The following is a 20341-nucleotide window of genomic DNA, read 5'->3' on the forward strand; positions in this document are numbered from 1 at the left end:
GAGCGTACCGGTCAGCGCTGCCCGGCCGGGGCGATCCGGGACCGCCCCGGGATCGCCGCGAGCAGTTCCTTCGTGTACTCCGCCCGCGGCTCGTGCAGCACCTGCGCCGCCGGGCCCAGCTCGACCAGCGAACCGTCCCGCAGGACGCCCACCTGGTCGGCCAGCTGCCGGACCACCGCGAGGTCGTGCGAGATGAACAGGTACGACAGCCCCAGCGACTCCTGCAGCTCCGCCAGCAGCCGCAGGATCTGCGCCTGCACCGAGACGTCCAGCGCCGACACCGGCTCGTCGCACACCACCAGGTCCGGCCGCAGCGCCAGCGCCCGCGCGATCGCCACCCGCTGCCGCTGGCCGCCCGACAGCTCGGCCGGCTTCCGGCGCGCCACCGACGCCGGCAGCGCCACCTGGTCCAGCAGTTCCGGGACCCGCGTGCGCGGCAGCCCGAACGCCCGCAGCGGCTCGGCGACGACGTCCTCGATCGAGAACTTCGGGTTCAGCGACGCGTACGGGTTCTGGTACACGACCTGCATCCGCCGCCGCAGCCGGCGCAGCTCGGACCCGGCGAGCGACGTGATGTCCCGGCCGTCGAACACCACCGAGCCCGCCGACGGCGTCTCCAGCCGCAGCACCATGCGGGCCGTCGTCGACTTGCCCGAGCCGGACTCGCCGACCAGGGCCAGGGTCTGGCCGCGCGGGATGTCGAACGAAACGCCGTCCACCGCGCGGATGCCGCCGTCGAACGTCTTCGCCAGGTCCCGCACCGACACGAGCGGCTCGGCGGGCGGGGCGGCCGGCCGCGAAGCGCTCGACATGCTCGGAGCCGCCGCCAGGAGCTGCTGGGTGTAGGGGTGCTGGGGCGCGCTGACCACCGACGGGCCCTCTTCGACCACCGATCCCTGCGAGAGCACCACGATCCGCGACGCCCGGTCCGCCGCGACACCGAGGTCGTGCGTGATCAGCAGGATCGCCGTGCCGGACTCCGCCGCCAGCGCCGTCAGGTGGTCGAGGATCCGCCGCTGGACGGTGACGTCCAGCGCCGAAGTCGGCTCGTCCGCGATGATCAGCTTCGGGCGCCCGGCCAGCGCGGCCGCGATCAGCACCCGCTGCCGCAGCCCGCCCGACAGCTGGTGCGGGTACTGCCGCGCCCGCAGCTGCGGGTCCGGGACGCCCGCGCGTTCCAGCAGCTCGATCGCCCGCGCGGGAGCGGACCGCCGGTCGGCGAGCCCGTGGATCTTCAGCACCTCCGCGACCTGGTCGCCGACCCGGTGCACGGGGTTCAGCGACACCGCCGGGTCCTGCGGCACCAGCGCGATCTCTCGCCCCCGGACCCGGCGCCACTGCTTGTCCGACAGGGAAAGCAGGTCACGGCCGGCGAACGTGATCGAGCCGCCGTCGACCCGGCCACCGCGCGGGAGCAGGCCGATCGCCGCGTGCGCGGTGGTCGACTTCCCGGAGCCCGACTCACCGACGACGGCGACCACTTCACCCGCCTCGACGTCCAGGCTGACGTCACGGACGGCCGGGACCGCCCGGTACGACACCGCGAGCCGGGAGATCCGCAGCAGGGTCATCGTTCGCCTCCGTCCAGTGCGCGGGACAGCCGGTTCGCGGACAGGACCACCGCCGCGACCGTCAGGCCCGGGAACGTCGTCATCCACCAGGCCGTGGCCAGGAAGCTGCGGCCGCCCGCGACGAGTGAGCCCCACTCCGGCGTCGGCGGGGTCGCGCCGAACCCGAGGAAGCTCAGCGCCGACACCTCGAGCACGGCCGTGCCGAGGGTGAGCGTGGCCAGCGCCAGCACCGGGCCCACGGCATTGGGCAGGACGTGCCGCAGCAGCACGCCGGACCAGCGCACTCCGCTGGCGCGTGCCGCTTCGACGAACACGCCGCTTCGCACGCGAAGCACCTCCGCGCGCATGACCCGCGCGAAAGACGCGAGATTCGCGATGCCGACGGCGATCGCGACGTTCGTCGTGCCGAAGCCCAGGGCCGTGACCAGGGCCAGCGACAGCAGGATCGGCGGGATGGCCAGGAAGACGTCGACGATCCGCATGATCACGGTGTCCGCCCAGCCGCCGCGGAACCCGGCCAGCAGGCCCAGCGCCGAGCCCGCGACCAGCGCCACGAGCACGGCGATCGCGGTCGCCCGCAGCGAGAGCGACGCGCCGTGGATCACCCGCGCGTAGACGTCACGGCCGGTCTCGTCGGTGCCGAACAGGTGACGCAGCGAAGGGCCTTGCAGCCGTTCCGCCGGGACGCCGGTGATCGGGTCGTACCCGGTCAGCAGCGCCGGCACGAAGGCCGCGAGCAGCACGAACGCCAGCACGGCGACGGCGAGCACCAGGCCCGGGCGGCGCACCACGCGGGCCGGGGCGGCGAGGTCAACCACGGGCCACCACCGCGGGCGTGCGCGCGATGCGCGGGTCGAGCAGCGGGTAGAGCAGGTCGACGACCAGGTTGAGCACCACGAACACCAGCGCGGCCAGCACGATCACCGCCTGCACCACGGGGACGTCCTGCGCGGTGACGGCGGCCGCGGTGATCCGGCCGACGCCGTCGCGCGAGAACACCGTCTCGGTGATCACCGACCCGGCGACGAGGTTGCCCGCGACCACGCCGGCGACGGTCAGCGTCGGCACGGCCGCGTTGCGCAGCAGGTGTCCGAAGTGGACGCGCCAGCGGCTCGCGCCCTTGGCCGCCGCGATCTCCGCGTACGGCTCTTCCTGCTGCGTGGCGAGGCTCTTCGCCAGGACCTGGCCGATGATCGCGCCGGTCGGCAGGGCGAGGGTGATCGCGGGAAGGATCACCGCCGAGAAGCCCTGCGTGCCGAGCGCCGGCAGCAGCCGCAGCCGGAACGAGAAGAACTGGATCAGCAGCAGCCCCACCCAGAACGGCGGCAGCGAGATCGCCAGCGACGGCAGGGACAGCAGGGCCTGCCGCAGCCAGCGGAACCGGGTGAACGTGCCGAGGAACGCCGAGCCGCCGCCGAACAGCACCGCGAACACCAGCGCCAGCCCGGTCACCGCGAGCGTCGGCGGCAACGCCGTGACGACCATGTGCGTGGCGTCGTCGCCGGTCGCGACGCTGCGGCCGAAGTCGCCGTGCAGCGCCGAGACCAGCCGTTTCAGGTACTGCACCGGCAGCGGCGAGTCGAGGCCGTACTCGGCGCGGGCCGCCGCCAGCTGCTCCGGCGTCGCCGACGAGCCCGCTTCGCCGCTGGCGAGCTTCGCCGAAACGGCGTCGCCCGGCAGCAGGTAGAGGATCAGGAACGACAGCGTGAACGCCGCCCACAGCACGAACACCGCCTGCCCGAAGCGGCGCAGCAGGTAGCGCCTCACGACAGCCACGCGTCGAACAGCTGCAGCCGCGACGACGCCTCGAAGTCGACGCCGTGGGCCTTGGAGCTCAGCGCGACGACCTGGGTCAGCTCGAACACCGGGACCGCGTAGGCGTGTTCGACGATCAGCTTCTGCGCCTCCTCGGCCGGCGGCTTGCGCTTCGCCGCGTCCACAGTGGACGACTGCGCGTCGAGGACGGCGTCCAGCGGGTTGCCCGGCGCGAGCTTGCTGCGGTTGCCCGCCTTCGTCGAAAACTGGCTGCGCAGGATGTCCGGGTCGGCGCGGGTGACGTTGTACCAGAGGAAGTCGTAGTTCCCGCTCAGCTGGATCTGCGTGGTCTCGGCCGTCGTGTGCTGCTCGATCTTCAGGTCGAAGCCGATCTTGCGCAGCTGCTGCTGGATCAGCTCCAGCACGCTGCGGTTCTGGTTGAACACCGGCGAGAACACCACGGACGCGGCCAGCTGCTGGCCGTTCTTCGTGCGGATTCCGCCGGGCCCGGGCACCCAGCCGTCGGCGTCCAGCAGGGCCGCCGCGCCCTTCTGGTCGTACGCGAGCTGCTGCGAGAAGTCGCTGTGCAGCGGCGTCGCCGAGCCGAGGATGCTGGTGGCGGCCTTGTAGCTCGGCGTCAGCACGGTGTTCACCACCTCGGCGCGGTCGACGCCCTTGAGGACGGCCTGGCGCACCTTCTCGTCGGTGAGCACGCCGCGGGTGGTGTTGGCGTGCAGGTTGAACACGACCCCGGGGTTGGGCCGGATGTTCTCGCCGAAGCCGTTGCCGGCGAACTGCGGCTCGTCGACCGGCTGGACGTCGGTGATCGCGTCGAGCTGGCCGGAGGCGAGGCTGCCGGTGCGGACGCCCGGCTCGGGCACGATCTTGTAGTCGATCTTGTCGAGGTAGGCTTCGCCCTGGTGCTTGAACAGCGCCGAGCCCCAGGTGTAGCCCTTGCGCTTGGCCAGGACGATCTCCTGGTTCTGCTTCAGGCTCTCGAAGACGAACGGCCCCGAGCCGATGAGGCCGTTGCCCTGGCAGCGCTGCTCCGGCGTCTTCGCGAACGCCGCCGGGGCCAGGACGCCGAGCGACATCGTCGAGCTGGCCTGCAGGAACTGCGCGCTGGGCGCGGAGAACTCGAGGCGGACCGTCCGCGGGTCCACGACCGTCGCCGCCTTGTACGCGGCGAGGTAGCCGTAGCCGAGCTGGGCCTTCGTGCCGAGGGCCTTGATGCCGTCGAAGCTGGTCTTGACCGCGGCGGCGTCGACCGGGCTGCCGTCGGAGAACGTCGCGCCGGAGCGCAGGTGGAAGGTGAACGCCGTCGAGCCGGCGTCGATCTCCCACTTCTCGGCCAGCCACGGCTTGATCTCGCCGGTCTTCGGGTCCTGGTCGGTGAGGGAGTCGACGAGCTGGCGGCCGACGTTGATGGACGCGTTCGTGGCCGACTGCTGCGGGTCGATGCAGTCGGGCGCGGACGAGATGCCGAGGCGCAGCGTGCCGCCGGCCTTCGGCGGGCCCGCGTCGGCGGCCTGTTCGGTACCGGCGGCGGAGCAGGCGGTCAGCAGGACGGGAAGGGCGAGCAGGGCCGCGGCGTTGCGGGCGCGGGAAAGGGGGGACACCGGACGGCCTCCAGCGGGGAGCGGTTGCGTCTTCAACCACCGACGCTAACCACGCGCTGAAGGCCGTCCCACTGTGCGAACCGCGGTCTCATTCCCTGACACCGCAAGGATTCGCTCTTGACAGCGTCAGCAGCGGTTGAGCATGTCCGTCAGCGCGCTCTTCTCCGCCGAGTTGATCGTCAGCTTGAACTTGTACTTCACCGCGACCCACATCTTCGCGTAGGTGCACCAGTAGCTGACCAGCGGCGGCTTCCACGCGTCGGGCGACTTGTCGCCCTTCTCCTGGTTGACGTTGTCCGTCACGGCGATCAGCTGCGGGTCGGTGAGGTCGTTCGCGTACGCCTGGCGCTGCGCGGTGGTCCACGTGGACGCGCCGGTGCGCCACGCGTCGGCCAGCGGGACGACGTGGTCGATGTCCACATCGGACGCCGCGGTCCAGGTCGCGCCGTCGTACGGGCTGAACCACTTGCCAGAGATGGGCGCGCAGCTGGAGTCGGTCACCACGTTCGTGCCGTCGCGCTTGAGCACCACTTCGCGCGTGTTGCAGTTGTTGCCCTGGTCGATCCAGTGCGGGAACTTGTCGCGGCTGTAGCCGGTCAGCGAGCCGTCCGCCTTGACGGTCAGCGCCGCGAGCTCGGACTTCGCCGTGGTCGCCGACGGGATGCCCGGCGGGGTCGCGTCCGCGACGCCGGCCAAGGTGCCGGACAGCACGGCCGTGACGGCGAGAATGGTGAACGAATGACGAACAGCACGCCTGGTTGGCATCTTGCTGCCTCCGTGTCAGGTGCGGGGACAGCTAACCCTGATACATCGGAGTGGCGTGTGCAACACGTATAGGTGACATGTTGCTGCCCGTCGATGAACCGTGCGTTACCAGGCGGGCACCCGCTCGTGAACCCCGCCGGTCAGAGCGTGCCGCGCACCAGCCGCAGGTCCTCGGTGTGCCGGTACCACGTCCACTTGTTCACCGCGCGCTCGTGGACGACGTCGTCGCGGACCGGGCGCGTCGGGATGCAGCCGATCTGGAACGCCCGCGCGTAGAACGTCGTCGGCCGCTTGAAGAGGGTGCCCTTGACGACCCGGACGGCCAGGCCGGGCCCGCCCGGATCCGGCGTCACCTCGATCGACGAGGCCGGCCCGCGCAGCGCCACCTGCTCGTCGGCGTAGGCCACCCCGCGGACCAGCCGCAGCTGCCCGCGCCCGACGAGCACGCCGCCGACGTCGTCGCGGATCAGCGGCACCGGGTCGACCTCGCCGCGCAGCGCCAGCGCGAGCGCCTGCAACGGCGTCTTCGGCAGCCCCCAGAGCGCCGCGACGGCCGAGTCCGGCGACGACGGCACGAACCCGACCGACACGCCGGAGAGCGCGTCCTTGCGGAGCAGCCGCAGCACGACCGCGGCCAGGTCCGCGTCGGTCCCCGACACGACCAGGTGATCGTGTTCGCCCAGCAAGGGGTCGATTTCCGCCTTGCCGGGACGGCTCGGCACGCGGATCGACACGACGTCGTCGACCTCTTCGAAGCCCGCCGCGCCGTCGCCACAGGCCACCACTATTCCGCGCACCCGCGGGACCTCCGTTACAGTCATGCACCGGCATTTCCCAAGCGCCACCGGTGTCCGTCCGGGACACTTAACCTCAGTCGTCGAACACCTGGAGTGTCACATGCCGGCCATCGTGCTCATCGGTGCCCAATGGGGAGACGAAGGCAAGGGCAAGGCCACCGACCTGATGGGTGACCGGGTCCAGTGGGTCGTCCGCTACCAGGGTGGCAACAACGCCGGTCACACGGTCGTCCTGCCGAACGGCGAGAACTTCGCCCTGCACCTCATCCCGTCCGGCATCCTCACGCCCGGCGTGACCAACGTCATCGGCAACGGCGTGGTGGTGGACCCCGGTGTGCTGCTGGAGGAGCTGTCCGGCCTCGAAGCGCGGGACGTCGACACGTCCAAGCTGCTGATCTCGGCCGACGCGCACCTGATCATGCCGTACCACGTGGCCATCGACAAAGTCACCGAGCGCTACCTCGGCAGCCGCAAGATCGGCACCACCGGGCGTGGCATCGGGCCGTGCTACCAGGACAAGATCGCCCGCGTCGGTGTCCGGGTGCAGGACCTGCTCGACGAGAAGATCTTCCGCCAGAAGGTCGAGGCCGCCCTGGAGTTCAAGAACCAGGTGCTGGTGAAGGTCTACAACCGCAAGGCCCTCGACGCGAACCAGGTCGCCGACGAGGTGCTGACCGCGGGCGAGAAGTTCGCGCACCGCATCGCCGACACGCGGCTGCAGCTCAACCAGGCGCTCGAGCGCGGCGAGACCGTGCTGCTGGAGGGCTCACAGGGCACGCTGCTGGACGTCGACCACGGCACCTACCCGTTCGTGACGTCGTCGAACCCGACGTCCGGCGGCGCGAGCGCCGGGTCGGGCATCGGCCCGGGCCGGATCACGACGGTGCTCGGCATCCTGAAGGCGTACACCACCCGCGTCGGCTCCGGCCCGTTCCCGACCGAGCTGCACGACGAGTCCGGCGAGTACCTGCGCAAGCAGGGCGGCGAGTTCGGCGTGACGACGGGCCGGTCGCGGCGCACCGGCTGGTTCGACGCGGTGATCGCGCGGTACGCGGTCCGCGTCAACGGCATCACCGACTACTTCCTCACCAAGCTGGACGTGCTGTCCGGCCTGGAGAAGGTGCCGGTGTGCGTCGGTTACGAGGTCGACGGCTTCCGCACGCAGGACATGCCGATGACGCAGACCGACGTGCACCACGCGATCCCGATCTACGAAGAGCACCCGGGCTGGTTCGAGGACATCTCGGGCTGCCGCACGTTCGAGGAGCTCCCGGCGAACGCCCGCGCGTACGTCGAGCGCCTCGAAGAGCTGTCGGGCGCCCGCATCTCGGCGATCGGCGTCGGCCCGGGCCGCGACCAGACGATCGTGCGCCACGAATTCGTCTAGGTCAGCTTGGTCGACACCGGCGTCTCGTTGCGGAAGAGGTCGAGCACCGGGCAGTGCTCGTCGACCTCGCGCTTGAGGTCCTCGTAGCGCTCCCGGCTCGCCGGGCCCTCCAGTTCCACGGACACGCGGACGTCGCCGAAGCCGGGACGCGTGTTGAAGGAGAAGCCGAAGAAGCCGTGCAGGTCGAGGTCGCCGTCGACGGTGACCTTGATCGAGTCGAGCGGGATGCCGCGCTTCGCCGCCCAGAACTGGTAGGTGATGACCTGGCAGGAACCGAGGGCGGCCAGCGCGTACTCGACGGGGTTGGCGGCGTGGTCGGTCCCGCCGAGCGCGGGTGGCTCGTCGACGGTGAAGCTGTGGTCCCGCACCTTCACCTCGACCTCGGTCCTGGTGCCGGGCTTGAGGGTGTTGGCCACGCTGAAGGAGACGGCGGCGTTGTGCGGGTCGGCGTCGACGGCCCGGCGGGTGCCGTCGATGACGTCGGTCAGCGACATGGGTGCTCCTCGGTGATCGGTATTTCGCCACAGGGTGGGCGAATCCCGCGCGCCGCGCTCGGGTTCTCAATTCCTGGGAAGCCGGAAATCGGGGCGGGCACTCGCTAGCTTGGGATCATGACCATCGGAGTCACGCTGCCCGCCGGCGACACCGCGGCCGCGCCCAACCTCGTCGACGAGCTGATCGCCCAGACCCGCCAGGCCGCCGATGCCGGCCTGAAATCCGTCTGGTTCTCGCAGCTTCCGCTCGGCCAGGACGCCATCACCGTCGCCGCGCTCGCCGGGCGTGAGGTGCCCGGGATCGAGGTCGGCACGTCGGTGGTGCCCACGTATCCGCGGCACCCGTTCCTCGTCGCGAGCGCGGCGCAGACCGCGCAGGCGGCGACCGGCGGCCGGTTCACGCTCGGGATCGGGCTCGGCTCGCAGGGGTTCCTCGGCCCGGTCTACGGCCTCGAATACCCGCCGCCGATCCGCCATCTGCGCGAGTACCTGACCGTCCTGAAGCAGGTCTTCGCGGGGGAAGCCGTCGACTTCGAGGGTGAGACCGTCACCGCGAAGGCGCCGGGACCGTCCACTGTGGGCGGTGCGGTGCCGGTCGTGGTCGCCGCCATGGGGCCGCAGGCGCTGCGCGTCACCGGTGAGCTGGCCGACGGCACCCTGCCCTACCTCGCGGGGCCGAGAGCGCTTTCCGAGCGGATCGTGCCCGCGCTTCCCGGGGGCAAGCGGATCATCGCCGCCGTTCCGGCCGTCGTCACCGACGAGCCCGACGCCGTGCGCGCGCTGGCCGTCGAGCAGATGGGCTTCTACGCGCAGATCCCGTCGTACCAGCGGATCCTCGACGCGGAAGGCGTCGATCATCCGGCGGACCTCGCGCTCATCGGTGACGAAAAGACGGTCCTGGAAGGCCTGCGGCGCTACTACGACGCCGGCGCGACCGGCGTCGTCGTGACGCAGACCGGCATCCGCTCCGCCGAGGAGCGGCTTCGGACATGGGAGGTCGTCAGCTCAGCCGGTTCGTGAGCGTTGTCGACACCGACAGCTCCTCCAGGTCCAGCTCCCGCAGCACCTTCTGCAGGATCTCGTCGTCGAGCCGGCCCGCGCGGTTCTCCTCGAGCATCGCCTTGCGCTGCGTGATCAGCAGCTCCCGCCGGGCCTTGGCGAACTGGGCCTGCGGGCTGCCGGCCCGCTCTTCGCCCGAAAGGGTGATCGCCGCCTTCGCGAACCGGTACCGCGTGTCGACGAGCCGCTCGAGCCGCTCCTTGAGCCGGTCGATCCGCTCCGGCGGCAGGTCCAGCGACGCCAGCCGGTCGCGGCTGATCTCGCGCAGCCGTTCGTGCGCCGCCTTCTTCGCGACTTCGCGCGCGGCCAGCTCCTCCGCTTCGTCTCGCTCGGCTTCCGAGGGGTCCTGCACCTTCAGGACGCGGATCAGCGGCGGCAGCGTCAGGCCCTGGATCAGCACGGTCCCGATCGCCACGGTGAACGCGAACAGCTGGATCTCCTCGCGTCCCGGGGTGCCGGCCGGGACGCCGGCCGCGGCGGCGAGCGTGACCACCCCGCGCATGCCGGTCCACGACACCACCGCCAGGGTCCGCCACGACGGGGCCGCGCGGTCGCGGCCGAACAGCCGCACGGTCTGCGGCAGGTACGCCGAGACGAACACGGCCGGGATCCGCACGAGCATCGTCACCGCGAGCACGGCCACCGCGACCAGGGCCAGCGTCCCGTTGTCGCGGGCCGCGTGCTGCGCGCCTTCGAGCACGAACGGCAGCTGCAGGCCCATCATCGCGAACACCAGCGATTCGAGCAGGACGTCGATGGACGCCCAGACGGACCGGTCCTGCATGCGCGTCGCCGGGGACGCGTAGATCGACCGGTGGCCGAGGAACAGGCCCGCCGCGACGACGGCGAGCACGCCGGATCCGCCGAAGTCGTCGCTGAAGGGGTGCAGGTGCTCCGCGGCGACGTACGCGGCGAACGGCACGATGATCCCGAACGCCGACTCGATCAGCGGGTCGTCGAGCTGCCGCCGGATCAGCACCACGGCGGCGCCGATCGCCAGCCCGACGGCGATGCCGAGCACGGTCGCGACGCCGAACACCGCGAACCCGTGCCCGGCCGAACCGGCGGTGCCGGCGACGGCGGCGAGCGCGACCTTGTACAGCGTCAGCGCGGCGGCGTCGTTGACCAGGCTTTCGCCGGTCAGCACGGTCATCACCCGCCGTGGCAGGCCGAGCTTGCGGCCGATCGCCACCGCGGTCACCGCGTCCGGGGGTGCCACGACCGCGCCGAGCACGAGCGCCGACGCGAAGGGCACGTCGGGCAGCAGCAGGTGCACCACGAAGGCGACGACGACCGCGGTCACCGCGACCAGCACCACGCCGAGCGCGACGATCGGCCGCAGCGCGCGCTTGAAGTGCGTCAGCGAGCTTTCCAGCGACGTCGAATACAGCAGCGGCGGCAGCACGACGGTGAGGACCAGTTCCGGCTCGAGCTCCAGCCGCGGCACGCCGGGGACCAGCGCGACCCCGAGCGCGACGACGACCACCAGCAGCGGCGCGGACAGGTTGTAGCGCCGGGCGAGCGCGGTGAGCGCCAGCGATCCGGCGAGCACGGCCATGAGCGTCAGGATCTCCACGCGCGTGATCTTTCCGCAGGTAGAGGCCATGCGCTCGGCTTCCGCTGAATGGAAGTGACCTGGCTCGCCCCGGGCCGCCGGGGCATACTGTGCGCCATACGCACAGCTGTGCGGATCATGTGCACCGACGCACGTCCGGAGGTTCCCCATGTCCGCTGGCGCCCGCTCCTGGGTCGTGCCCCTGGCCTGGACCGCCGTCCTGCTCGACGGGTTCGACCTGGTCGTGCTCGGCACCGTGCTGCCCGTGCTGCTGCGCGGCCACGTCTGGGGGCTGACGCCGGGCACGGCGTCGGTCGTCTCCACGGTGGGCCTGGCCGGGATGATGCTGGGCGGCCTGGCGATCGGCACGATCACCGACGTCATCGGCCGCCGGAAGGCGCTGATCATCTCGGTCGCGTTGTTCTCGCTGTGCACGCTGCTGTGCGCGGTCGCGCCCTCGACGTTCGTCTTCGGCCTGCTGCGGTTCGTCGCCGGCCTCGGCCTCGGCGGCTGCCTGCCGACGGCCATCACGCTGGTCACGGAGTACGCGCGGCACGGCCGGTCTGGCAGCGCCACCACCACGGTGATGACCGGCTACCACGTCGGTGCCGTGCTGACGGCGTTGCTCGGCATCGTGCTGATCGCGCCGCTGGGCTGGCGGGCGATGTTCGTCGCCGGCGCGGTCCCCGCGGTCGTGCTGATCCCGTTGATGCTGAAGTTCCTGCCGGAGTCCGAGACGTTCCAGCGGGTCCGCGAGACCGAGCGGTCGGCCGGGCACGCCGTGGCCGGGTTGTTCCGCGGTGGCCTGCTGCGCGCGACGATCGCGTTCTGGGTGACGTCGTTCATGGGCCTGCTGCTGGTGTACGGGCTCAACACGTGGCTGCCGGAGATCATGCGGCAGGCCGGCTACCCGCTCGGCGCCGCGCTGAGCCTGCTGCTGACGCTGAACGTCGGCGGCATCGCCGGGCTGCTGGTCGCGGGCCGGGTGGCCGACCGCGTCGGCATCCGGCCGTCGGCCATCGCCTGGTTCTGCGCGGGCGCGGTGTTCCTCGCGCTGCTGAGCGTCAAGCTGCCCGCCGCGGGCCTGTACGCGGCGGTGTTCCTCACCGGCTGTTTCGTGTTCAGCGCGCAGGTGCTGGTGTACGCCTACATCGGCCGGATCTACCCGGACGCGGTCCGCGCGACCGGCCTCGGCTGGTCGGCGGGCATCGGCCGGGTGGGCGCGATCTCCGGCCCGATCCTCGGCGGCGCCCTGCTGACGGCGGGCATCGCGTACCCGTGGGGCTTCTACGCGTTCGCCGGCGTCGGCGCGCTGGGCGCGGCGGCCGTGACGGTGGTCCGCCCCGGCCGCCACAGGCCGGCTGTGGAACCCGCGCCGGCCGCGGACTCCCGCCCCGCCACCACCTGATTTCAGCCCAGCTCTTTCAGCTCCTGCTCCACCGCGGCCAGTTCCGCCTCGGAGCCCTGGACCTTCGGGCCGGTGAACCACTTCCGCGCCGAGGCGACCCACCACAGCGCCGCCCCGCCGAGCACGACCAGGAACGCGATCGGCGTGTAGTTGAACGAGTCCACGGTCACCGGCGACACCTGCGGCAGCATGAACAGCACGAAGATCACCACGACCCACGCCGTGGCGACGATGCCGACCGGACGGCCCCAGCGGCCCAGGTGCCACGGCCCGCGCTCGAAGGCGTCACCCTGGCGGACGCGCAGGAACACCGGGATCACGTAGGCCACGTACAGCCCGACGGTCGCGATGGACGTCACCGCCGCGTAGGCCGTGGGGCTCCACAGGTACGGCAGCGCCAGCACCAGCGCCCCGCCCGCGGCGAGCCACACGGCGTTGGTCGGCGTCTGCGTGCGCTTGTTGATCCGGTGCCAGAAGGCCGACCCCGGGATCGCGCCGTCGCGGGCGAACGCGTAGATCATCCGCGAGTTCGCCGTCACCGACGCCATGCCGCAGAACAGCTGCGCGCCGATGCAGATCAGCAGCAGGAACTTGCCGGTGACCGCGCCGGTGGCGTCGATGAAGATCTGCGCGGGCGGGACGCCGGTGGCGGAGTTGACCGCGCCGTCGTAGTCCTGGATGGCGAAGGTCAGGCCGATCAGCAGGATCCATCCCGCGACGAGCGAGACGACGATCGACATGACGATCCCGCGCGGACCCGCCTTCGCCGCGCTCTTCGTCTCCTCCGTCATGTGCGCCGAAGCGTCGTAGCCGGTGAGCGTGTACTGCGCGACCAGCAACCCGAGCGCGAAGACGTAGAACGCCGAGCCCCAGCCCGTCTGGTTGACGAAGCTGCCGAACACGAAGGACGCGTCCTGGTGCTTGGCCGGCACGAAGATCAGCACGCCGACGATCACCAGCACGCCGATGAGGTGCCACCACACGCTGACGTTGTTGAGGATCGCGACGATCCGGACGCCGAAGGTGTTCAGCAGGCCGTGCACCACGAGGATGATCGCGAGCAGCAGGATCGTGTGCCCCGGCGTCGCTTCGAAACCCCACTGCAGGTCGAGGAACGCGTTGAGGAACAGCGCCGCGCCGAAGTCGATGCCCGCGGTGACGGCGATCTGCCCGACGAGGTTGAACCAGCCGGTGAACCACGACCACGCGGGCCCGTTCTTCCGTGCCAGCTTCGCCGCCCAGTAGTAGAGCCCGCCGGCTGTCGGGTAGCTGGAGCAGACCTCGGCCATGCCGAGGCCGACCAGGACCACGAACAGCCCGACCAGCGGCCAGCCCCAGATCATCGCGGCGGGCCCGCCGGTCTTCATGCCGAAGCCGTAGAGGGTGAGGCAGCCGGAGAGGATCGAGATGATCGTGAACGAGACGGCGAAGTTGGAGAACGCCGACATCGTCCGTTTGAGCTCCTGCGCGTACCCCAGCTGGTGCAGGCGGGCGCTGTCGTCGTCGGTGTGGTCGGGGGTGGTCTGCTGGTCGGAAACGTCCATCGGGCACCTCTTGAAAGGTATGCGGCCAGACCATTGAATTCGCCGAAAGTAGCCTTGGCGCCCGAGGGTGTCAAGGCTTCGCCAGCAACTCGTCCAGGCGGCGCAGCCGGGGCCCGCCACCCCGGTGGTCGTTCGAGATCAGCGTCGCGGTGACACCCGATGACGGCCGGTGCGTGCTGCGGAACGAGACGCCGTGGTCGCCGCCCTCCAGCCGGACCAGGCCGGGCCCGGGCAGCCAGAAACCGAGCCCGTAGCCGTCCGCGTGCGGCCGCAGCATCCGGTCCACCCACGCGCGCGGGACGATCCGGCCGTCCAGGAGCGCGGGCCAGAACTTCCGGAAGTCCGGCGCGGTGCTGTAGCACCCGCCGTCGCCGTGGCCCAGCACGGGCAGGCTGAAGACGTTGGTGCGGCCGTCCTCGAGGTAGCCGGTGGCCGTCCGGCCGGGCAGTGCGTCCGAACGGAGGAACGCCGTGTCCGTCATCCCGGCGGGCTCGGACACGCGGGTCCGGACGAGGTCTTGGAAAGGTATGCCGGCGATCCGTTCGGCGATCAGGCCGAGGACGACGAACGCGCCGTTGTTGTAGCGGAACCGTTCGCCGGGCGGGAACCGCTGCGGGAAGCCGCCGAGCGCGGCGAGGTAGTCGGCCGACGTGGCGAGCAGCGGGTTCGGTGGCGGGTCGGCCGCTTCGTCGCAGTAGTCGCCGATGCCGGACGTGTGCGTCAGCAGGTGCTCGACGGTCACGCGGTCGTCGATCAGCGGCAGGTCGTCGCCGAGGACTTCACGGGCCTTCGTGGTCAGCTCCAGGCGGCCCTCGGCGATCAGGCCGACGACGACCAGCGCCGTGAAACCCTTGGTGCCACTGGCGATCGCGAAGCGGGTGCCGACGGTGTTCTCGACGCCGTAGCCGATGTGCGCGTACCCGGACGCCTCGGCGAGCAGGACTTCGGCACCGCGGCTGACCAGCACGACACCGGAAAAGGGCGCTTCCATGGACTCAGCGTCCACGGAAGCGCCCTGGACGGCAAAGCGATTACCGGCCGAGGAACGCGTGCAGCGACTCGAGCGCGGTGTCGGGCTGGTCGGCGAAGAAGCCGTCGACCCCGGCCTTCAGGAACGCCGCTTCTTCGGTGAAGACGTCACCGTAGGCGTCCGGCTCGGCCGACGAGCGCAGGTTCGCCGGCAGGAACGGGTTCTCGTTCCGGAAGGTGTACGGCTGCACCTTCAGCCCGGCCTGGTGCGCGTCGGCCACCAGCGTGGTCGGCGTGCCCAGGTTGTCGTTCTTGTCCCGCGGGATGACCTGGGCCTTGTCCGGCCCGAGGTACTTCGCGTACTTCGCCACTTCGCGCAGTCCCTGCGGAGTCACGAGGTCGGCGTACGTCCGCTTGTCGCCCTTCGCGACGAAGTCCGCCGGGGCGCCGGAGGCCGAGGTCAGCTGCAGCAGCGGCGTCCGGAGCTCCTTGTGCAGCGCGACGAGGTTCGACACCTCGAACGACTGGATGATCGCCGGCGCGTCCGGCCGGTCGAGGCCGTTGCGCTTGAGGATCGACACCAGCTTCGGCTCGGTCGGGTTGCCGATCGACTGGAAGAACGTCGAGTGCTTGACCTCGGGGTAGGTGCCGAGCGTGCGGTGCAGCTCGCGGCCGAGCCGCCGGGTCAGGTCGAGGACTTCCTGGTAGGTGGCGATCTGGTAGCGGCCGTTGTAGAGCGTGTTGTGCGGCCGGTTCTGCGGGATGCGCTCGACCGCCCGCAGCGTCTTCAGCTCGGCGAGGGTGAAGTCCTGGGTGAACCAGCCCGTCGTGGCGACGCCGTCGATCACCAGTGTCTTCTTGCGGTTGGCGAACTCGGGGTGCTTGGCGACGTCGGTGGTGCCGCCGATCTCCGGCTCGTGCCGCGCGACGAGCTGCCCGTCCTTGGTCGGCACGAGGTCGACGTCGACCCAGTCGGCGCCCATCCGGAAGGCGAGCTCGTAGGAGGCGAGCGTGTGCTCCGGCCGGTACCCGGGCGCGCCGCGGTGTCCGATGATCACGGGGTCATCGTGGCCCCGCCCGTGCGCGGCCGCGTCGGCGGACCCGCTTTCCGACGCGCTCGCCGACCCGACGGCCAGTCCGGTGACGCTCAGCAACGCCAGTCCCGCCAGTGCCAGGACGCCCACACGTTTGCGCTTCATCTGGTGACCTCTTTTCACACAGGGTGTTCCCTGACTACTCGCGCCACCCTCGATGCCGCAAGCGACTCGCGGCGGTACTTCGGTGGTCACGGCGGTGAACGCCACGTGGACTCCTGGCCGGTTTGCGGCGGATGGGGTTTTCGCGCCGGCTGCACGGTCACCCACGGCGTGCCGGCCCTCACCACCGGTGTCAGCCGGACGGCGAAAGTGTCCGGCGCGAACCGGCCGGATACGCTGTGCCGCGTGCGCGTACTGGTAATCGGGTCCGGCGCCCGTGAGCATGCACTCGTCCTCGCGGCGTCCGGCGATCCCGCCGTCACCGCGCTGGCCTGCGCGCCCGGCAATGCCGGGACCGCCGCGATGGCCGAACAGCTCGGCGTCGACGCCGCCGACCCGGAAGCGGTCGCGGCGCTCGCGCGGAGCTGGGAGGCCGACCTGGTGGTGGTCGGGCCGGAGGTCCCGCTCGTCGCCGGGGTCGCCGACGCCGTCCGCAAGGCGGGCATCGCCTGCTTCGGCCCGTCCGCCGCGGCCGCCCGCATCGAGGGCTCGAAGGCCTTCGCGAAGGACGTCATGGCCGCCGCGAACGTGCCGACCGCGCGCAGCGAAGTGGTCGACAACCCGGCCCGCCTCGACGCCGCGCTCGCCCGCTTCGGCCCGACGTACGTCGTCAAGGACGACGGGCTGGCCGCCGGCAAGGGTGTCGTCGTCACCTCCGACGTCGACGTCGCCCGCAAGCACGCGATCATGCTCCTCGACGGCGGCCACCCGGTCCTTCTGGAGTCCTTTTTGGACGGTCCGGAGGCCTCGCTGTTCTGCTTCGTCGACGGCCACACCGTCGTCCCGCTGCTGCCCGCGCAGGACTTCAAGCGCGTCGGCGACGGCGACGCCGGCCCGAACACCGGCGGCATGGGCGCGTACGCGCCGTTGCCGTGGGCGCCCGAAAACCTCGTCGACGAGCTGGTCGAGAAGGTCGTCCAGCCGGTCGCCGACGAGCTGGTGAACCGGGGCGCGCCGTTCTCCGGCCTGCTCTACGCCGGGCTCGCGCTGACCTCCGAAGGCCCGCAGGTCATCGAGTTCAACTGCCGCTTCGGCGACCCGGAGACCCAGGTCGTGCTGGCGCTGCTGCGCACCCCGATCGCCGGGCTGATGCACGCCACCGCCACCGGCAAGCTCGCCGAGCACCCGCCGCTGGAGTGGGCGAACGGCGCCGCGGTCACCGTCGTGATCGCCGCCGACGGCTACCCGGGCAAGCCGCGCACCGGCGACGTCATCACCGGCGCCGAACTGGAAGGCGTGCTGCACGCCGGCACCCGCCGCCGGGACGACGGCGCCGTCGTCTCCGCCGGCGGCCGCGTGCTGTCGGTCGTCGGCACCGGCAAGACGCTCAAGTCGGCGCGCAAGCACGCCTACGAGATCGTCGAGAAGGTCCACCTCGCGGGCTCGCACCACCGCACCGACATCGCGCTGAAGGCGGCGAACGGCGAGATCAGCGCCCCGGGGGCGAAACAGCGCGCCTGATCCACGGATCGGGGAACCGGCCGGGCACGCTCTCCGTCAAAACTCAGGCTGCCGCCACACCGGCGTTGGTAGCCTCGACGGGAGCCGGCCGGTCACTGTCCGTATGACGTCAGGGGAGAGCATGTCAGGACCCTCGTACGACCTCAGCTCGGCCGTCCCGGTGGCACCGGCCGCCGCGGACGTCCTGGTCCACCCGGACAAGCTGCTCGACGTCGCCCGGATCGTCGAAGAGCAGGCCAACGCCCTCGAAGACCAGCTGCTGACCAAGCTCGGGCAGCTGCGCATCGACGCGCCGTCGGCCGACGTGATCAGCACCCAAGCGATCCAGGCGTGGAACACCCTGATCGCCGACGGCGACCGCTCCTACGCCGGCCAGGTCCGCGAGTACGTCGCCGGGCTGAAGCGGCTGGTGTCGCAGCTGCGGGACGCGGCGAAGGACTACCAGGTCAGCGACGAGGAGAAGGCGGCGGTGTTCGGTGACCGCGGCAAGCACGGTGCGTAACCGGAGGTTGCGGGTCACCGGGGGCGTGCTCGCGACCGCGGCGCTCGCCGGCTGCTCGGCGGGCACGGCGGGCACCGCCTACCCGGTCGAGACGGCCGCGACCGCGGCGTCGCAGAGCGCCAAGGCGGCCCAGCTGCCGCAGCGGCCCGCCGAGCTGCCGCTCGCCGGCGTCAACCTGTGCGAGGTCTTCCCGCAGGTGCAGCTCGACGCGCTGAAGATCACGAGCGTGCCACGGGAGGCACCGCCCGAAGACGGCCCGACCTGCGTGTTCGACGCCGACGGCGCCGAGCCGATGCACTCCTACCACGTGCGGGCGGTCCCGGCGGACCTCGGCGAGTGGATCACCGGCGCCCGCAAGAAGAACAGCATGACCACCGAGCCGAAGACGATCGGCGGTTACCCGGCGCTGACGAACTACCGCGCGGCCGGCGACCCGGCCGACTGCGAGACCCTCGTCGGCGTCGCGCGGGGCCAGACGCTGGCCGTCCAGACGTTCGCCATCACCCGCGGCAAGCTCACGCAGCCGCAGCTGTGCGACATGTCGGCGCACGCCGCCGACCTGGCGCTGCAGTCCCTGAAAGCACGCAACTAGGGAGGGCGCGTGGAATTCTCCGAGCTCGCGGCCGGCATCCGGAACCACCGGTTCGACGGCTGGACCAACACCGCGATCGCCGACCAGATCACGCGGATGATCAACGGCGACGGCACCGGCAGCATCGGCACCGCCGTCGACGCGCTGAAGGCCGTCGCGACCGCCCTCGCCCACACCGACCAGACGCTGCGCGCGCAGCTGCTGAAGCTCGGTGTCGAGTGGCAGAGCCAGGCCGGGGGCGCGGCCAGCCAGGTGCTGACCGAGCAGGCCGGGTTCTCCCAGGACGCCACCGCGAAGGTCGCGCACGCCGCGGAAATGGTGTTCGAGCAGGGCGAAGCCTTCAACCGGACCAAGTACAAGCTGCCGGACGCCGAGACGGTCCGGAAGGGCGCGGGCGGCTACACCCTCACCGACGGCCTGCTGCTCAGCCTGATCGGCTTCGAGACCGACCACGCCCGGCAGGTCGAGGCGGCCAACAACGCCAAGGCGCAGGCGCAGCAGGCGCTGAACGAATACGCCCAGGAGAGTGGCTCCAACCTGCTCTCGACGCAGTCGCTGTCCGATCCCGAGTCGCTGAAGCTGGCCGCGCCCGGGGTCACGCCGGGCGTGCTGGACGTCGCCGGGGCCGCCGTCGCGGTGACGCCGGACGGTGGTGTGCGGCCGGCTTCGGACAAGGTCCGTTCGGTGCACGTCGACCCGCCGGTGGTGCAGCCGGTGTCGCACACCGTCCACGCCGACCCGCCGACCCCGGTCTACGGCGTCGCGGCGCAGCAGCAGCCCTCCCGCGCCGCCGCGCCGCCGCCACGGCAGACCGGCGGGGGCGTCGCGCCCGCCCAGCACACGACGCCGAGTTCAGTGACGACGCCGTCGGGCGTGAAGCCGGCGGCGCCGTCGCCCGGCCCGGGCTGGGTGAACGGTCCCGGCCGCGGCACGTCGTCCGGCGACTCCAGCCGGTTCACCCCGGGACCCGCGACCGGCGGCAGCGGCGACCAGTTCGCTCCGCCGGGCGCACCGGGCGCACCGGGACCGTTGCCGCCCGGCTCGTCACCGGCGACGGCGCCGATCAAGTCGCTCGGCGGCGGGGGCGGTGGCGCGCCGGGTGGGTCGACCGGCGTCGACAGCTCGCCCGGCCGTGGCCCGGACGGGCTGCTGGGCAAGGGCCGCACGGTCGGCGCCATGCCGCAGGCGCCGCTGCCGCCCGGCCAGTTCACGGCCGAACGCGGCTTCGCGGCCAAGCCCGGCGCGACGCCGGGTGAGCTGGGCGCGGGCGCGGCGGCGGTCGGCGCGGGCGCGGCCGGCGGCGCGCTGAGCGGCGACAAGGAACGTCAGCGGCGAGAGAAGAACCAGCCGAAGGGCCCGGTGCGGCCGCTGCCGGTCGGCGAGCTGCCCGAGGAGGAGGCCGCCGCGCTGCGGAAGCGAGAACAGATCAGCCCCAAGCAGCAGTCCGGCGAGGCGAAGTTCCTTTCGGAAGCGGCCCCGCAGGAGGAGGACGCCGAGCACATCCGCCGTTACGGCGTCGACGACCAGGACCTGTTCGCCGACCAGCGGATGGTTTCTCCCGACGTGATCGGCGACCACGGCGGGGATGTGCGCTGACCGTGTCGCTG

The 20341-nt window shown here is 71.6% G+C and carries 18 protein-coding genes; 7 read left to right on the forward strand and 11 right to left on the reverse strand.

From position 1 onward, the window contains the following. Nucleotides 1–11 precede the first annotated feature (11 nt). From BT341_RS07310 to BT341_RS07335, 6 genes are all read right to left on the reverse strand, one after another. On the reverse strand, nucleotides 12–1571 hold the full coding sequence (locus BT341_RS07310) for a dipeptide ABC transporter ATP-binding protein (protein ID WP_072475551.1): 1560 nt from the start codon (nucleotides 1569–1571) through the stop codon (nucleotides 12–14). Continuing rightward, the gene (locus tag BT341_RS07315; protein ID WP_072475552.1) at nucleotides 1568–2389 is read right to left on the reverse strand and encodes an ABC transporter permease; all 822 of its coding nucleotides are present in this window, start codon (nucleotides 2387–2389) and stop codon (nucleotides 1568–1570) included. The genes BT341_RS07310 and BT341_RS07315 overlap by 4 nt, the downstream gene beginning before the upstream one ends. Further along, nucleotides 2382–3338: an ABC transporter permease gene (locus BT341_RS07320; RefSeq protein ID WP_072475553.1), complete on the reverse strand. Its 957-nt coding sequence runs from the start codon at nucleotides 3336–3338 to the stop codon at nucleotides 2382–2384. The genes BT341_RS07315 and BT341_RS07320 overlap by 8 nt, the downstream gene beginning before the upstream one ends. Continuing rightward, the gene (locus BT341_RS07325; RefSeq protein WP_072475554.1) at nucleotides 3335–4945 is read right to left on the reverse strand and encodes an ABC transporter substrate-binding protein; all 1611 of its coding nucleotides are present in this window, start codon (nucleotides 4943–4945) and stop codon (nucleotides 3335–3337) included. Before BT341_RS07325 ends, BT341_RS07320 begins: the two co-directional genes overlap by 4 nt. 126 nt (nucleotides 4946–5071) lie before the next feature. Then, complete coding sequence (locus BT341_RS07330) at nucleotides 5072–5710, reverse strand: HNH endonuclease family protein (RefSeq protein ID WP_072475555.1); 639 nt, start codon at nucleotides 5708–5710, stop codon at nucleotides 5072–5074. Nucleotides 5711–5850: 140 nt separating this feature from the next. Then, a complete protein-coding gene (locus BT341_RS07335) occupies nucleotides 5851–6531 on the reverse strand; it encodes a hypothetical protein (protein ID WP_425426322.1) in 681 nt (226 codons plus the stop codon). A 76-nt stretch (nucleotides 6532–6607) separates the two neighbouring features. Between BT341_RS07335 and BT341_RS07340 the strand changes: the two genes are divergently transcribed. Further along, nucleotides 6608–7894 carry an adenylosuccinate synthase gene (locus tag BT341_RS07340; protein WP_072475557.1) on the forward strand — a complete coding sequence of 429 codons (1287 nt, stop codon included), beginning with the start codon at nucleotides 6608–6610 and terminating at the stop codon, nucleotides 7892–7894. Here BT341_RS07340 and BT341_RS07345 read toward each other — a convergent pair. Continuing rightward, nucleotides 7891–8388 carry an OsmC family protein gene (locus BT341_RS07345; RefSeq protein ID WP_072475558.1) on the reverse strand — a complete coding sequence of 166 codons (498 nt, stop codon included), beginning with the start codon at nucleotides 8386–8388 and terminating at the stop codon, nucleotides 7891–7893. The two genes, BT341_RS07340 and BT341_RS07345, sit on opposite strands and share 4 nt — an antisense overlap. A 117-nt stretch (nucleotides 8389–8505) precedes the next feature. Here BT341_RS07345 and BT341_RS07350 point away from each other — a divergent pair, with 117 nt between their 5' ends. Then, nucleotides 8506–9408: a TIGR03564 family F420-dependent LLM class oxidoreductase gene (locus BT341_RS07350; RefSeq protein ID WP_072475559.1), complete on the forward strand. Its 903-nt coding sequence runs from the start codon at nucleotides 8506–8508 to the stop codon at nucleotides 9406–9408. Here the strand turns inward: BT341_RS07350 and BT341_RS07355 are convergent. Beyond that, on the reverse strand, nucleotides 9389–11023 hold the full coding sequence (locus BT341_RS07355) for a Na+/H+ antiporter (protein WP_072475560.1): 1635 nt from the start codon (nucleotides 11021–11023) through the stop codon (nucleotides 9389–9391). The genes BT341_RS07350 and BT341_RS07355 overlap by 20 nt on opposite strands. Nucleotides 11024–11171: 148 nt before the next feature. Between BT341_RS07355 and BT341_RS07360 the strand changes: the two genes are divergently transcribed. Further along, a complete protein-coding gene (locus BT341_RS07360; RefSeq protein ID WP_072475561.1) occupies nucleotides 11172–12410 on the forward strand; it encodes an MFS transporter in 1239 nt (412 codons plus the stop codon). 2 nt (nucleotides 12411–12412) lie between these two features. Here BT341_RS07360 and BT341_RS07365 read toward each other — a convergent pair whose 3' ends face one another. The 3 genes from BT341_RS07365 to BT341_RS07375 form a co-directional block, all read right to left on the reverse strand. After that, a complete protein-coding gene (locus tag BT341_RS07365; RefSeq protein WP_072475562.1) occupies nucleotides 12413–13954 on the reverse strand; it encodes an amino acid permease in 1542 nt (513 codons plus the stop codon). A gap of 70 nt (nucleotides 13955–14024) precedes the next feature. Further along, nucleotides 14025–14945, reverse strand: coding sequence for a serine hydrolase domain-containing protein (locus BT341_RS07370; RefSeq protein ID WP_072475563.1), 921 nt, complete (start codon nucleotides 14943–14945; stop codon nucleotides 14025–14027). Nucleotides 14946–14985: 40 nt separating this feature from the next. After that, nucleotides 14986–16122 carry a glycerophosphodiester phosphodiesterase gene (locus BT341_RS07375; protein ID WP_072475564.1) on the reverse strand — a complete coding sequence of 379 codons (1137 nt, stop codon included), beginning with the start codon at nucleotides 16120–16122 and terminating at the stop codon, nucleotides 14986–14988. 243 nt (nucleotides 16123–16365) lie between these two features. Between BT341_RS07375 and purD the strand changes: the two genes are divergently transcribed. From purD to BT341_RS07395, 4 genes are all read left to right on the forward strand, one after another. After that, nucleotides 16366–17640, forward strand: coding sequence for a phosphoribosylamine--glycine ligase (gene purD, locus BT341_RS07380; protein WP_072481826.1), 1275 nt, complete (start codon nucleotides 16366–16368; stop codon nucleotides 17638–17640). A 121-nt stretch (nucleotides 17641–17761) separates the two neighbouring features. Next, entirely contained in the window at nucleotides 17762–18142 is a 381-nt protein-coding gene (locus BT341_RS07385) for a hypothetical protein (RefSeq protein ID WP_177328760.1), read from the forward strand. 25 nt (nucleotides 18143–18167) lie between these two features. Then, nucleotides 18168–18734, forward strand: coding sequence for a DUF3558 family protein (locus BT341_RS07390; RefSeq protein ID WP_072475566.1), 567 nt, complete (start codon nucleotides 18168–18170; stop codon nucleotides 18732–18734). 9 nt (nucleotides 18735–18743) lie between these two features. Continuing rightward, nucleotides 18744–20330, forward strand: coding sequence for a hypothetical protein (locus BT341_RS07395; RefSeq protein ID WP_072475567.1), 1587 nt, complete (start codon nucleotides 18744–18746; stop codon nucleotides 20328–20330). The last annotated feature ends 11 nt before the right edge of the window (nucleotides 20331–20341 follow it).

This window comes from Amycolatopsis australiensis (assembly GCF_900119165.1).
Taxonomy (GTDB): domain Bacteria; phylum Actinomycetota; class Actinomycetes; order Mycobacteriales; family Pseudonocardiaceae; genus Amycolatopsis; species Amycolatopsis australiensis.